The sequence below is a fragment of the Deinococcus indicus genome, from assembly GCF_002198095.1.
Taxonomy (GTDB): Bacteria; Deinococcota; Deinococci; order Deinococcales; family Deinococcaceae; genus Deinococcus; species Deinococcus caeni.
Window position 1 is genome coordinate 8,827 of record NZ_NHMK01000032.1, and the last position, 12,287, is coordinate 21,113.

Sequence of the window (12,287 nt, forward strand, 5' to 3'; positions counted from 1 at the left end):
CGGCCTTCGAGGAGCAGGCCCTCATCCCGAACTGAGGCTCCACCAAACCCTTGACAACCTCGGGTGCTAGGGGTTGGCGACGAGACAGAAAAAGCGGAAGCTCCGGTATGCCTACCAAAGAACTTCCGCTGCACCAGTCTACTGTGACCGACCTCTTCACGATCATTTACGTCTACGTCGACGATTACCTCAAGGCCGCTGCGGGCAGCGGCCTGTTCACGTTACCCGACGAACCCAACCAGAAGGCCAGTTACGCCGAGCTCATGACCATCGCACTCGTCGGTGAGCTCCTCCACCAGCCCTCGGCACAGCAGTGGTTCGCTCAGGTACGCGTCACCTACACCTTCCTCTTTCCCTCCTTACCCGATCGCTCCCGGTATCTCCGCATCCAACTGAACCTCGAACGGATCTATGCCGACCTCGCGCTCCGATTGCCCCACTTCGATGACGACACCGTCTATGCCATCGACAGCAAACCGCTCGTGTACTGCGTTGGAGCCCGACACAAACGGCCAAGGAGCATGACCACCGCGACGAGTGGCCGCGGCGGACACGGTGGATACGGCAGAACCGGCTTCTTCTACGGGTTCAAGCTGCATGCCGTGATCGACGATCACGGCATGCTCGTGCGCTTTGCCATTGTCCCTGGGAGAGAGGGAGACCCACCCGTGGCACGGGCGCTCTTGGATCCCCAGGAAGCGGCGTTGGTCCTGGGCGATCGAGGGTACCAGGGCTGTGGCGTGTATGCCCAGCCGAAGAAAAACTTCAAGAAGCCACGCCACTGGTGGGGGGCGATGCAATGGGTGAGGAAAACGATCGAGACTGTTTTTTCGCGTCTGGATCGTTCTTTTCACTTGATGTTGCCACAGTTGAATTCGGAGAGATCCATTCGGGCACACGTGTGTCGCAAGATCGCCGCCCACAACTTGGGCCTCTATTTCGGAGGCTGCTGAACCCCTAGCACCCGAGGTTGACAGATCAGATCTGCAGGTGGGCGTTTATTCGAGCGAGGCATCGCTCATCAAGCGTACTTCAATCCCGATTTACCGGCGTAGAAAAAAATCCCCACATGCGTGGGGCGAAATGAAGCGTCGCGGTGCGCAGAAATCCTCGCCCTGAACCATCCCCAACAGGTGGGGCAAACTTGTCTGCGGCCTGGGCGCTATTGATCGTGATTGACCCATCTCCACGCATGTGGAGTCCACTGGCCCAGCCTCCGAAGAGGCCGACCTTACTCTAGCGGACGAATCAGGAGCAGACCAAAACCAAACCGCTTGGCGCGGCCCACGCCCCGGTATAGAGCGCCTACGATCTGCGCCTCATCAATGGCTTCCAACTCGCCACTGACCGTCACGCTCGGCAGAGGAGGTGCCTGCCGGTCAATCCGGTACCCCCGCTCCCACTGCGTCGCGTAGCTCAACACCTCAAACCCGTGCCGCTGGCCCAACCGCTCGATGAATGGGTCCAGTTCACCAGCGCCGCGAAGCGCCCGCACGGTCTTCCCAGTCGAGCGCGTGACTGGGCACAGCCTGACCTCAAACAGCACCCGCGCGCCACGCGCCACAGTCGGAGCGTACACCTCCGTGGTCAGGGCGGTCACGGCGTCCCCCCAGCGGGACGGGTCAAAGCGCTCGTCATCGGTGAGAACCGTGAAGCGCGTTCCTGTCACGTTCTGAGCGCGGAAGAGGGTGTGCGTGTCAGCCCGGCTGGCTGCCTGCAGGAGGCGGTTGTGCATGTGGCGCGCGTCCGTGTACATGGCGGCGCGATCCGCGAACCTGACCTGGATCAACTGCGTCATGGCGCTGCACTGACCGTCTGGATGTGCGTGAGTGTCAGTGTCCGGTTTGCAAATCGGCGCTCCGGAAGCGGTTGATCCGGGCGGGTGTAGTACCCTAATGGATCCTCGATGAGCGCCAGGCGCCGGCCACCGGTGCCCGTCAGGTCCGGCACCTCCGCCATGACCGTCAGGGGTTCAGCGGTCTTTGGTGCCTGCACGTAGAGAGGCCGGGCAGGCGGACACGAGCGCCGACCGAGATACGGCGGAAACGCCGGATTCAAAAGGGCCTCACCCACGCTGCCGAGGATATAGGCAGGGCCTTCAAGCAGGACCAGAAAGGCCGCTCCATACAGGTACTCCCGCCGGACGGGTGTCAGGAACGGGTTGACGCTGCCGTCGGCCCGGAGGGCCTGGCGAACAATCTGAAAGTCCGATTGCACTTGTCCTGGGTCGTCTACACGCACATGCAGCATGAGGGCGTGAAGATCATCCTGCGGATCCGTGAAGGTGCGTCCGAGCGCCGCAGCGACCAAACCCAGAACGGCACTCTTGGTGGGCGTCGTGCTGGTGGGTTTCTCACGCTCGTGCGTGCCGATTCCGAAGGCCATCATGGGGCCCTGCAGGGCTAGGGGCAGGGTCAAGGTGGTCATTGAAGTTCAAGTACCCGGCCGATCGCCTCGTCCAGCGTGCGGCTGGCGGTCAGGCTGGGCACCAGGTGCGGGTAGGCGCTGACCAGGGCCGAGGTGGTGCGGCCGTTGCTGTACACGCGTTCGGTGAAGTCCAGGTGGTCGTGCAGGCGACGAATGCTGGCGGCCACGAGCGACTCGCCCGCCGCGGGGTACGCCGGCTCAGCAAACGCATTGGCCAACGTGACCGCGTGCCCTCCGTCCCGGCGCAGCAGCAGGACGTGTTCCGGCAGCGTGGCAGCCGCCGCGCCATGCCCCCCGTGTTCCGGCACGGCCAGCATGAACCCATGAATCCAGCGCCGGATGACCGGCCCCAGGGGTTCAGAGTCCAGGTTCCGGCGGAGCTGCCCGACGTCCAAGCTGGCAAACCGGTAGAGGGTCGGCGCCGCAAGGCGTTGCGTACCGATATGGGCGCTTTCCCCGGTTACGTGATCCACGGCGCTGAAGAAGTCCGCAGTCATGTTCTCGCGGTGCGTACTGATCGCGTGCCCGTAACTGGTGGCCGCGACGATGTGATCGGTGCTCGCCTCAGCTATGAAGCGGCCGTAGAGCGCTAGGTCTTCGCTCATCCCTGGGGCGTAGTCAGCCAGGGTTTCGACCAGGAGCGCGTCGTAGGTCGCCCGCGTACCCTTGTCCTTGGGCTGTGACGTGACCTGCTCCTGGAGGCTGGTCAGGCGATTCAGCATGGGCCGGATGCACTCGGCCAGCTGGGCGACTTCCGTGTCGTCGAGGTAGACCATGGCCTTGAGCCGCTGGCGTTCGTCGTACGCCCCGTAGCGCTGGGCGAGGACATCCATGATCACGAGGCGCGCTTCTGTGCCTACATTCAGAGCGCGCTCGACCAGCTCGTGAGGGACTTTTGTCCGGCGGGTCCGCTCGGTGTCTCGCTGGGTTGCTTTCATGCTCTGGGAGCTGATGCGCAGGCGCTGAACACCGCCCATCATCACGGTTTTCGGATGTCCATCCTCTCCCCGGTTCACGCGACTGGGGGGCAGAGTCTGGATGACATGCACTTCGATAGTAGTCATTGGAACTGGCTGCAACGGAGAGAACCTCGCTGGTTCTGCGGCTCTGAGGGGAGCCATTGGTAGAGGGGCGGATGGGTAGGTGACCAGGCACTGCACGTTACTTCGCAATTCAGATGATGCAGCATGAATGCTCCCGTATCAGGATGTTACCGCCGCCTCACCGCTGCGTCTCGCTGGCACAGGAAAGGCATCGGTCTCAAGTTCATTAGTCCAAGCACGTCATCACTGAGTAGCGCCCTTCGCACGTTTGAATAGTTGCATATGCCGATCCCCCATTTCGAACAGTGCAGGTAGCCTACAGGACAGTGGTCGTGCTGGGGGAGGAGACGGCACATCATCAGGTGCTGGATCTGCCACGAGTCCTCCATGGCCCGGAGGGCGGCTTTCGCGGTGAGGCCGAGCAGGGTGAGGCAGGTCGTGGCATGCAGGATGAGGTTGGGTGGGCTCATGCGCGCGGCCTGGCCCGCGGTGCGCGGGCTACGACTGTCGGAGCAGGATATCAAGGGAGGGAGGCGCGTGGCCTCCCCCCACCGGTCAGGTCCGGCGCAACTGATTCAGGCGCGTGTTCGCGTGTTGTTCGTCCATCCACGTGGCGCGTCGGCCGTCGGGGTGGCGGCCGGTCGTCATGAGACGCAGGAGGGCCTGGATCTCCCGTTCGCGGGCGTTAGTCTGCGGCATTGGCCACCACCTGGGCGTTCAGGGCGACGACTTCCATCACGTCGAACGCACGCGCGCCGGCTGCCGTGTCCACCCGGTCGCGGCGGAGGATGCAGGTGAGGGTGAGTTCCGCGGCGGCGTGTCGGGCGCCCAGGGTGGGGGCGAGGGCGCGCCAGGCTTCGCAGTTGAAGTAGTGCGTGTGCCCCTTCCGGTCGCGCACGCCCACGCGCGCTTCGGTGACGCCGATGGGTTTACGGACAGGGTCGCGGGTGAGGAATGCAGCGAAGCGGAACTCGTTCATGGCCTGCAGGAGGAAGGGGGTGGACCCCTTACGCGTGATCGGCCCGGCGTGGGGGGTGAGGGTCACGCCGAGCAAGGCCACGGTACTGGCCTTCTGTCCATCTCTGCCCTGGAAGACCTGTTGGGTCGCCATGCAGGTGACGCGCGCGACGCTGCCCTCGGTGGGCAGGATGGCCAGCTTGCGGGAGCCGGTGAAGGTCACGGTGTGAATCCAGGTGACGCCCCGGTAACCGTTGTCGGTGATCCCGGCGAGCTTCATGGTGGTCTGCGTGTCGGTGTTCGTGGCGTTCAGGACCACGCCGGTCAGGGTGCCTTGCATGACGGCCGCGTGGCCCGCGGTGCGCGGGCCAGGACTGGACGGCAGGCGTGCCGGGCAGCGTGAGTGCCGGGCCCTGTTCAGGTGCGGATGATCACGCCCACCGGAGTTACCCGGGGCTCGGCGAGCTGGGCGTACCTGGCTGGGCGTCCTGGGCCAGGGTGCGTGCGGCGAGACCCGCCCGGTCGTCGTCCGGGCAGGCGAGCGCCGTGCGCTGATGCTCCAGGGCCGCCTGCAGGAGGGACCGGGCGAGCCGCTCATGCTCGCGGGGACTCATGGGGTACCGGACCATGCGGGGGTGCTCGCCTGGATGGTCGAGGACACGGTGAGAGACAGGAAGGCGAAGCCGCCGGCCCAGCTGGTGACGATGACGGTGAGGGTGATCGCGCGGAGGTTCAGGCGTCGGTTCATGCAAGCCGCGTGGCCCGCGATGCGCGGGCCAGGACTGTTAGAGGCGGCCGAGGTCGCGGACCTCATTCGGCACCGGACCGAGCGCGATGATGGCCGCCGTCAGCTCCGGCAGGGCGCGACCGGCGAGGCGGGTCACGTCCGCCGTGAGGTCCGCGATGGAGTACGAGAAGCGGCCGCCCGGGTGGTGGAAGAGGGACTCGAACACCGGGTCCTCCTGCCCTTCCCGGTACACGTCCAGGAAGTGGATGTTGAGGGGCGGATCGAAGCCCGCGTCGAACGAGAGGGTCGTGCCGTCGGGCAGTTGAGTGCTGGCGAGAACTTTCGACATGCGCCCGGCTGGGCCCGCGTGAGCGGGCCACCGCTGTGCTCCGGCCCCGTCCGAGCGTCGTCGGGTGGGCCTGGTCGGCATGATCAGAAGGGCGCTCAGGCATGAGCGGAGGGCCGGAAAAGACGACGGCTCACGGCACGCTCACAAAAGCCGGATGTGATGGTGTAAAAAACGAATCAAACTATAAAACCAATCACAGTAAAGTCCCCAATTTGAAACGATGCCGATGTAACGGTTTCTCCCACACCACCAGGAAAAAAACGGCACTTCGACCGGGGGGTCCGAAACATCCCAGATGGGACGCTTATGTAACGCCCATTTTCGACCAAAAGTAACCCGAATCACACATGAAGACGCCTCATTAAACATGTGAAAAACACCGCAGAAACAGTTTCGTAGGGCAAGCTGGCAGCGAGAAAACTACATGATGATGACCACCTCGACAACTTGGCGCGCGAATGTCAACGTCTGAGCGAGTCATGCTCGACAATCTGGCGCGCGGTTGTCCACGTCGGTGCGTGATGCGCTCGACAACTTCGCGCGCTCATGTCGAAGTGCTCAATCCGTCCTCCAACTCTTTGCCACTTCACCGGCAGAGACCTCACCGCGACATCCTCGCGCTTGATTGTCGAAGTGTGCTTTTTACCACCTCGACACTTCGGTGCGAGGTTGTCGCAGTTCATATTTCAAGACCTCGACACTTGAGCGCGAGATTGTCGAAGATCTCTGAACTGGAGCCCGCTGCTGTAGGCCAGTGCAGCACCGGTGAGTGGATGGCGAACCAACGCCCTTCCATTGAACCGGGCATGCTCACGGCTTCTAACCTCGCGCGTCAAGTCAGTCAGGCCCAACCAACACCACGCCCGTCACCCCCAGGACACTTACGGTGCAGGCATGTCAGAAACCAGCACTTCCAGCGACATGACCCCATCCTTCACCTTGACGGACCTGGCCAACAGGCTTGGTGTCCACCACCGGAGCGCACTGCGTCTGCTGAACGATTACGCGGCGTACCTGCAGATCCCGGTGTACACCGGCCATCGGAGGCAGCTTCAGATCTCGTCTGCTGACTTTGAGCGGGTGGTGGAGCTCGCTGAGCTTCTCCGCGTCATCGGGTTGAATGTCCAACAATTCCAGCGACTGCAATGCTGCGATGACCCTCGCCTCTGGTCGCTCCTCAAACGGCCGGGCTTTTCAAATCCAGCAGCAACTGATGACCGGCTCGCCCGCCTTGAGTCCAGTCTGGCTGACTTCCTCCGCAAGCAAGAGACGGTGATGAAACAGCAAATTGATCTCCTGCACCATGTGGTCAGCCTGCTCCCAGCGGCTCCAGCACCGACAACTACTCCCGTGCCCGCTCCTGCCCGCCGTGAGCCGCGCGAGTGACCAGACCGGCCGGTCCTCGCCGCCGCTGGACACGCCCGACCCTGGTGCTGATCTTCGTCACGTTCCCACTCTGGAGTGCTTCGTTCTGGCGGACAACCACTCGCGCCATGGACGCCCGAAACGAGCGTGAGGCCTGCCTCGCCTTCATTCACGCCCGTCCCGGCTGGACCACCGCCACTGACCTCGAGCGGCGTCTCGACGACCTCCAACTCACCACAGATGCGGAATTCAGCCAGGACCTTCAGGTCGCTCAGGCGCAACTCGCGGCGCATGCTGCACCGGCCGGGCACGTGCGCCTGTATGGTCTGCCGGCTCACGCGACTCAGCACTGGTGGTTCGGTCGGGCACAGCTTCCCGGCCGGGCCTTCACGCTGCGGTCGCCGGACTTCCAGCGCGTGCCGGGCCTGAGTGTCCTCGTGCTGGATCTCCCGTGGAAGGGTGGTGCGTTCCTGCCGGTGGAACTGATCACACCCTGCGGGACGTACCACCAGACCGTCACGTTGCTCCTCCGGACAGACGACGTGGGCAGTGTGCGGATCAGGACGCAGAAGGGCCGCGTGCAGGTCAGCGAGCAGGTGATTCCCGTCACCCGTCCGTGATGCGCCCTGCACAAGCAGAGGGGGGAAGCGAGTGCTTCCCCCCCTCTTCCTGCCCTTCCTGTCACCCAGTCAAAGCCTGTTCGCGGTGCCCCCAGCGACTGCCCTGCGCCACGCTCACCTGCACGCCGGGCGGCAACCGGTCGTGGGCTACCTCGTCAAAACATTCCTCCAGGTTCTCGAAGATGACGTACTCCCCACGGCCGCGCACGAGGATGCCGAGGGACGTGACAGGCGGCCCTGTGACGCCCTCCTCGTTGCGTTGAATGAGCGGCCAGAGGGTCCGCTCGTCCTTCTCCTGGTACGCACTCCGGAGGCTACCGGCGTGCCAGGTCATGACCGCTCGCGCACCACGAGACCGGGCGTACGCGATCGCGCGGGCGTCCCCTGGGCTGCTGACCTCGTCCACCACCATCCACCGCGGCTGGAAGTTCTTCACCGTCTGATTGAGCTTCTCGAACTGCAAGGTCGGGTCCCCGATCGGCACGCGACTCACCCAGTCCGTGATCGGGTGAGGCTGAAAGCCGTCCCCCAGAATCTCGTTCGAGGAGTCGTTCACGAACAGTCGCCCGGCCAGCCGCTCACCCAGAATGCGGATGGAGTCTCGCAGCAGCGCCGTCTTCCCACTCCCGGGAAGTCCCATGATCACCAGGCCATCCTGCGCGACCGACAGCCACTCCCGGAGCGGCTCAGCCAGACCCACGAAGGCCTTCGCCACGCGGACGGTGACGAGGCTCGTGTGCCCCATCGTGTCCAGTCGACCGAAGCGGTGCAGGGTGCCCTCCAGTCCCAGGCGTCCGTCCGCGCGCCACTGTCCCACGGAGTCCAGCACCTTCATGTCATCCAGGGTCAGTTCGATCGGGTAGATGACATGCGCGTGCTGGTACAGGACTTCCACGGGCCCGAACGCCTGCATGCGAATCTCCTCGACCTCCCGGATGCGGGACTCGACGAGCACCTGCACCCGGCCGGGCAACATGCGCAGCAGATGATCGAATTCACCAGCCGTGCTGACATCGAACACCGGTTGTGGGGGCAGCGTGACCCGCCGCGTCACGCGGGCGATGCCTGGGATATCCGCGTGCATGGTCAGGCCTCGCCGATCGTGACGGTGCCCCGCTTGAGCTGTGAGCTGGACCGGGCCGTGAGGGTGAGCGCCACGATGCCGAGGCCCAGGATGCAGCCGGTCATGCCAGCGGCGAACCACCAGACGGCCCAGATCACGGTGGCGATCAGGAGGAGGAGTTCGTAGCGGAAAGGGAGAGTGCTGAAGAGTCGGTCCATGATGGTTTCGTCCTCTGTGCCCCGTTTGTACTGACTGAGATTGCGGGCATGCAGGAGCACGAGCATGACCGAGAAAGCGCCGACGAACCCTGGCAGGCCAGCGAACATGGGCCAGAACAGCAGGCCGATGAACGTGACCCCGAGGAGGAGTTCGTAGCGGTACGTGATCCGTTGAAGCAGATGGTCAATGGTTGATTCCATACCCCTCACCGTGCAGGACGTGGGGGTGACTGGCGTCCGGCGTTGTCGTACCGCAACTTCAGCAGGTCCACTCGCGGGGTAGGACCGGCCGCTGTGACCTGCGTGGCCCAGAGGTTCAACCGGGAGAGCGTGCCGGCATCCCTGGTGATCGCCACCGGTGCCGTGAAGTCGGCATCCAGTGCGGCACCCGAAGCCAGCCACGCCCCGTCCACGAGGATCCAGGGTGTCGTGATCGCCCCAGGGTAGAGGTACGTGTTGATGCCACTGGGCCCGTGCGAGACGTTCAGCAGGTACCCGCCGCGCTTCACGGTGGCCCGCTCAGTAATGAGGAACACGCGGGTGCCTCGGGCGGCCGTCACCTTCAGTGCAGCAGCGACGGCCTCGTTCATGACACGGGGGAGAACGGCGATCACCTCCCGGCGGGCACCCTGAATGGACTTGGCCACATCGGCAGCGCTCTGCGCGTCCACGGAGGACGCGCAGAGCAGCAAGAGACATAGAATTCGGCGCATGTCGCGAGCGTGACATGCGCCGGGGTGACGACTTGACCGTCAGGGCGAGTTGGGTGGCCCCCCCACGACACTGTTCACGAGATCCGCTTTCGATTGCCGCTTCTGCTCCTTCCGGGACAGCCTGCCCTCCCCAGTCGGTTCGGCTTCTGCGGCCCGCGCCTGACGGACGGCGGCCGCCGTCGCAGCGAGTGACTGCACAGGAATCTGGTTGTGCTCCCGACTGCCGATCCGCTTCTGCGGGAACCGGAGGACGCCCTCTCCCCTGAAGATCTCCCGCGTGCGGGTCATGGTGCAGAGCAGGGTCCCGTCGATCACCTGAGCGGCAGGCTCGGTCGGCGTGGTGGGGGGGTCGGTGCTGGCGCACTGGGCTTCATACGCCGCACGTTCGGGCGTGCCGCTGATGCTCAGGGCGTTGTCCCGCAGCCACCGGTAGACCGCGTAGGCATCCGGATAGTCCGCCAGATCGGCTTGCAGATCAGCCGGAAGTGCGGCGTGGGCCTTCTTGGTCAGGCGGGCGTGAGAGGCCGTCCGGGTCCGTTCGAGGAGTCCACCTATCACCAGGCGCGTCACAGCGTTCGTGCCGTTCACGGTGTCTGCCTCCGCATCCACACGCACCGTGATCACCCGCTCCGGCAGTTGCAGCTCGATCTCGATGAGTTCAGTCATGCACGCCCGGAGCCACTGCACCACTTCAGTGACCGACAGGTTGGCGGCACTCCCTGTTGCTCCCTGAGCTTGCGGTGCCGCTGATGCCGACGCAGCACCCTGGGTGTTCTGCTGGGATGATGCACTGGTGGCGCCGGCGAGTGCACCGTCCTGAATGATCCGGGCCGTGTACGCCACCAGGCCGCCCGGGCAGCGCGCGATGGTCTCCTGGTAGAACCCGTGCAGCAGGTTGGGCTTCGACCCTGGCTTGATGCCACTTCCCTCCACGGTCGCCATGGTCATGGGCGCGAGCTGCGTCCTGATCGGCTGGTGACCGTTCACGCGCACCACCGCTTCGCCCAGCGTGAATCGAGAGAACTCCTCATAGGAGAGGAGATCGCGTTCGACGAGCCTGGCGGACACGGCATTGCTGCCCTCGTGCTCCAGCACGCGGATGGAGCGGCTGCCCGTCACCCCGACCTCCGTGGCGGTCGTCTTGCCGATCAGGTCCCGGATCTTCTTCGCATCATCCCCGTTGATGCCGCGCGGGAACACGATCACGCGGGCCACCACGTTCGTCGTGATGGCTTTCCAGTACGCCTCCCCGTACACCAGTTGGCCCTGCGCGTCGTTCTGAATGCCGAGGTGGTGGGAGATGTTGTACGAGCGCAGCGTCCCCAGGGACCGCATCATGTAGTTGATCTTCCCGATGCTGGGCAGCTCGTCCATCATGTACGCCAGGTGCACCCGCAGTCGGCCGCCCTGCTCCGCGGCCACACGCATCGCCGCTGCATCCAGCAGGCGTTTGTAGAGTCGGAATAGCACCTCGCCCGAGCCGTCCATCATGTTCTTCTGATTGATGCCGACCATCACCAGGGACGGTTGACGGAAGCACTCCTCCAGTTGCGTGGTCTCGATCGGGAGACCACTCGTGGCCCGCACGACATCCTGGTTGAAGAACACTTTGAGGGCACTGATGATGCCGTTCTTCGTCTCGGCGAAGTTGCTCTCACCCGCGTCCCGGTACCCCGTGAGGATCGCTTTCGCCTGCTCGTCCCTGGCCGTCTCGACCCATTCCATGAGGCGGTCGTCGGGCAGCATGGCATGTTCCAGGACGTGACCCATGTGCGCCTGGTCACCCATTTCCGTGCGCAGGAGCCACATCAGCGCGGCGATCATGAAGCGCTTCTTGTCGTTGTAGTGCTTCCCGCGTTCCTCCATGAACTCCGGAGGCGGGAACACGGCGTCCGCCACCTCCAGCGCATCCGAGAAGGAGAAGACGCCCGAGATCAGGTTCACGCGCGCGCCGTACGGCTCGTACGGCGCGAGCAGGACCGTGCGCCGCTTGCGCGCGTGCCAGTACCCGATCGTCTCGTAGAACCCGCTGTCCTTCTGCGGCCACTTCACGTCGAACACCACGCACGTGATGCCCAGGTGGGCGCCCAGGAAGATGTTTGGCTGGAAGAACGACGTCGTCTTGCCACTCCGGATGCCGCCCCACACCAGGGTGTTCTGACACCAGTCCTCCAGCGGGATGTACATCGGGGGAAGGTCTTTGGAGTCGAACGTGCCGCCCACCTCGCCGCTCTTGAGGTACCCGAGGAAGCCGATGAACGGGTCGTTCGTGGAGTCACTCCCGAACATGTACCGCTTCAGGGCCGCCTTGTTTTCCCAACGGGCGAGCCCCGGATCCTTCTGCGGCGCGGCCTTGCGGCTGGGGAAGAACTTCATTGTGAGGGGAATGGCGATGACGGGCAGCAGGAGGGCCAGCCAGTACCAGGCCATGCCCGCAGAGAACTGCGCGCTGAGCCACGGCCCGCACTTCTCGTCGGTCCCACAGGCGATCAGCAGGGCGGCCATGGCATCTTCCTTCAACTGCCGGGCCTGCGCGAGCCCGGTGTGTTTGTAGATCAGGGCAGCCGACCGCTGACCGACGTCCAGGGCTTGCATCAGCAGGATGGACGCGCTGAGCATGGTGCTGCTGAGGGCGGCAATGGCGACGGGGCTTGGCGGATTGGCCTGCGGCCGCTCCGGTTGAGAGGGCGTCACGGCGCGCTCCGGAGACGCCGCCAGATGGCCGGTACCGTCACGCTGACGGGAGGAGTGAGGTGGGTGATGCGGGGCTGTGCGGGTGACGTCGGGGTGCAGAGCGGGGAGACG

At 64.5% G+C, this 12,287-nt stretch carries 14 protein-coding genes; 3 read left to right on the forward strand and 11 right to left on the reverse strand.

The window, feature by feature from the left end:
• Window positions 1-107: 107 nt before the first annotated feature.
• Complete coding sequence (locus CBQ26_RS23295; RefSeq protein WP_088249786.1) at window positions 108-953, forward strand: transposase; 846 nt, start codon at window positions 108-110, stop codon at window positions 951-953.
• Window positions 954-1,231: 278 nt separating this feature from the next.
• On the opposite strand, the gene CBQ26_RS23300 is transcribed toward CBQ26_RS23295, so the two are convergent.
• From CBQ26_RS23300 to CBQ26_RS23330, 7 genes are all read right to left on the reverse strand, one after another.
• Window positions 1,232-1,798, reverse strand: coding sequence for a type I-E CRISPR-associated protein Cas6/Cse3/CasE (locus tag CBQ26_RS23300; protein WP_088249787.1), 567 nt, complete (start codon window positions 1,796-1,798; stop codon window positions 1,232-1,234).
• Window positions 1,795-2,418 (reverse strand): type I-E CRISPR-associated protein Cas5/CasD, encoded by a 624-nt coding sequence (gene cas5e / locus CBQ26_RS23305; protein WP_216360384.1) that lies wholly within the window; start codon window positions 2,416-2,418, stop codon window positions 1,795-1,797. Before cas5e ends, CBQ26_RS23300 begins: the two co-directional genes overlap by 4 nt.
• Window positions 2,419-2,423: 5 nt before the next feature.
• On the reverse strand, window positions 2,424-3,548 hold the full coding sequence (locus CBQ26_RS23310; protein WP_088249789.1) for a type I-E CRISPR-associated protein Cas7/Cse4/CasC: 1,125 nt from the start codon (window positions 3,546-3,548) through the stop codon (window positions 2,424-2,426).
• 477 nt (window positions 3,549-4,025) lie between these two features.
• Window positions 4,026-4,169 (reverse strand): hypothetical protein, encoded by a 144-nt coding sequence (locus CBQ26_RS23315; protein WP_172418138.1) that lies wholly within the window; start codon window positions 4,167-4,169, stop codon window positions 4,026-4,028.
• The gene (locus CBQ26_RS23320) at window positions 4,156-4,767 is read right to left on the reverse strand and encodes a hypothetical protein (protein ID WP_088249791.1); all 612 of its coding nucleotides are present in this window, start codon (window positions 4,765-4,767) and stop codon (window positions 4,156-4,158) included. The genes CBQ26_RS23315 and CBQ26_RS23320 overlap by 14 nt, the downstream gene beginning before the upstream one ends.
• A 270-nt stretch (window positions 4,768-5,037) precedes the next feature.
• A complete protein-coding gene (locus CBQ26_RS23325) occupies window positions 5,038-5,175 on the reverse strand; it encodes a hypothetical protein (RefSeq protein ID WP_160329956.1) in 138 nt (45 codons plus the stop codon).
• Between the two features lie 37 nt (window positions 5,176-5,212).
• A complete protein-coding gene (locus CBQ26_RS23330) occupies window positions 5,213-5,503 on the reverse strand; it encodes a hypothetical protein (protein ID WP_078305719.1) in 291 nt (96 codons plus the stop codon).
• 894 nt (window positions 5,504-6,397) lie between these two features.
• Here CBQ26_RS23330 and CBQ26_RS23335 point away from each other — a divergent pair.
• On the forward strand, window positions 6,398-6,889 hold the full coding sequence (locus CBQ26_RS23335) for a hypothetical protein (protein WP_088249792.1): 492 nt from the start codon (window positions 6,398-6,400) through the stop codon (window positions 6,887-6,889).
• A gap of 107 nt (window positions 6,890-6,996) precedes the next feature.
• Complete coding sequence (locus CBQ26_RS23340; protein WP_143342183.1) at window positions 6,997-7,488, forward strand: hypothetical protein; 492 nt, start codon at window positions 6,997-6,999, stop codon at window positions 7,486-7,488.
• Between the two features lie 61 nt (window positions 7,489-7,549).
• Here the strand turns inward: CBQ26_RS23340 and CBQ26_RS23345 are convergent, their stop codons facing one another.
• From CBQ26_RS23345 to CBQ26_RS23360, 4 genes are all read right to left on the reverse strand, one after another.
• Window positions 7,550-8,572, reverse strand: coding sequence for an AAA family ATPase (locus tag CBQ26_RS23345; RefSeq protein ID WP_244898069.1), 1,023 nt, complete (start codon window positions 8,570-8,572; stop codon window positions 7,550-7,552).
• 2 nt (window positions 8,573-8,574) lie between these two features.
• Entirely contained in the window at window positions 8,575-8,970 is a 396-nt protein-coding gene (locus CBQ26_RS23350; protein WP_088249794.1) for a hypothetical protein, read from the reverse strand.
• A 5-nt stretch (window positions 8,971-8,975) separates the two neighbouring features.
• Entirely contained in the window at window positions 8,976-9,440 is a 465-nt protein-coding gene (locus CBQ26_RS23355) for a hypothetical protein (RefSeq protein ID WP_143342184.1), read from the reverse strand.
• A gap of 81 nt (window positions 9,441-9,521) precedes the next feature.
• On the reverse strand, window positions 9,522-12,176 hold the full coding sequence (locus tag CBQ26_RS23360) for a type IV secretory system conjugative DNA transfer family protein (protein ID WP_088249796.1): 2,655 nt from the start codon (window positions 12,174-12,176) through the stop codon (window positions 9,522-9,524).
• Window positions 12,177-12,287: the final 111 nt, after the last annotated feature.

What these genes read in the sequence shown, in the direction of transcription:
- CBQ26_RS23295 (WP_088249786.1), top strand. Translation starts at nt 108, where the DNA reads ATGCCTACCAAAGAACTTCCGCTGCACCAGTCTACTGTGACCGACCTC.
- CBQ26_RS23300 (WP_088249787.1), bottom strand. Translation starts at nt 1,798, where the DNA reads ATGACGCAGTTGATCCAGGTCAGGTTCGCGGATCGCGCCGCCATGTAC.
- CBQ26_RS23310 (WP_088249789.1), bottom strand. Translation starts at nt 3,548, where the DNA reads ATGGCTCCCCTCAGAGCCGCAGAACCAGCGAGGTTCTCTCCGTTGCAG.
- CBQ26_RS23315 (WP_172418138.1), bottom strand. Translation starts at nt 4,169, where the DNA reads ATGCCGCAGACTAACGCCCGCGAACGGGAGATCCAGGCCCTCCTGCGT.
- CBQ26_RS23320 (WP_088249791.1), bottom strand. Translation starts at nt 4,767, where the DNA reads ATGCAAGGCACCCTGACCGGCGTGGTCCTGAACGCCACGAACACCGAC.
- CBQ26_RS23325 (WP_160329956.1), bottom strand. Translation starts at nt 5,175, where the DNA reads ATGAACCGACGCCTGAACCTCCGCGCGATCACCCTCACCGTCATCGTC.
- CBQ26_RS23330 (WP_078305719.1), bottom strand. Translation starts at nt 5,503, where the DNA reads ATGTCGAAAGTTCTCGCCAGCACTCAACTGCCCGACGGCACGACCCTC.
- CBQ26_RS23335 (WP_088249792.1), top strand. Translation starts at nt 6,398, where the DNA reads ATGTCAGAAACCAGCACTTCCAGCGACATGACCCCATCCTTCACCTTG.
- CBQ26_RS23340 (WP_143342183.1), top strand. Translation starts at nt 6,997, where the DNA reads ATGGACGCCCGAAACGAGCGTGAGGCCTGCCTCGCCTTCATTCACGCC.
- CBQ26_RS23345 (WP_244898069.1), bottom strand. Translation starts at nt 8,572, where the DNA reads ATGCACGCGGATATCCCAGGCATCGCCCGCGTGACGCGGCGGGTCACG.
- CBQ26_RS23350 (WP_088249794.1), bottom strand. Translation starts at nt 8,970, where the DNA reads ATGGAATCAACCATTGACCATCTGCTTCAACGGATCACGTACCGCTAC.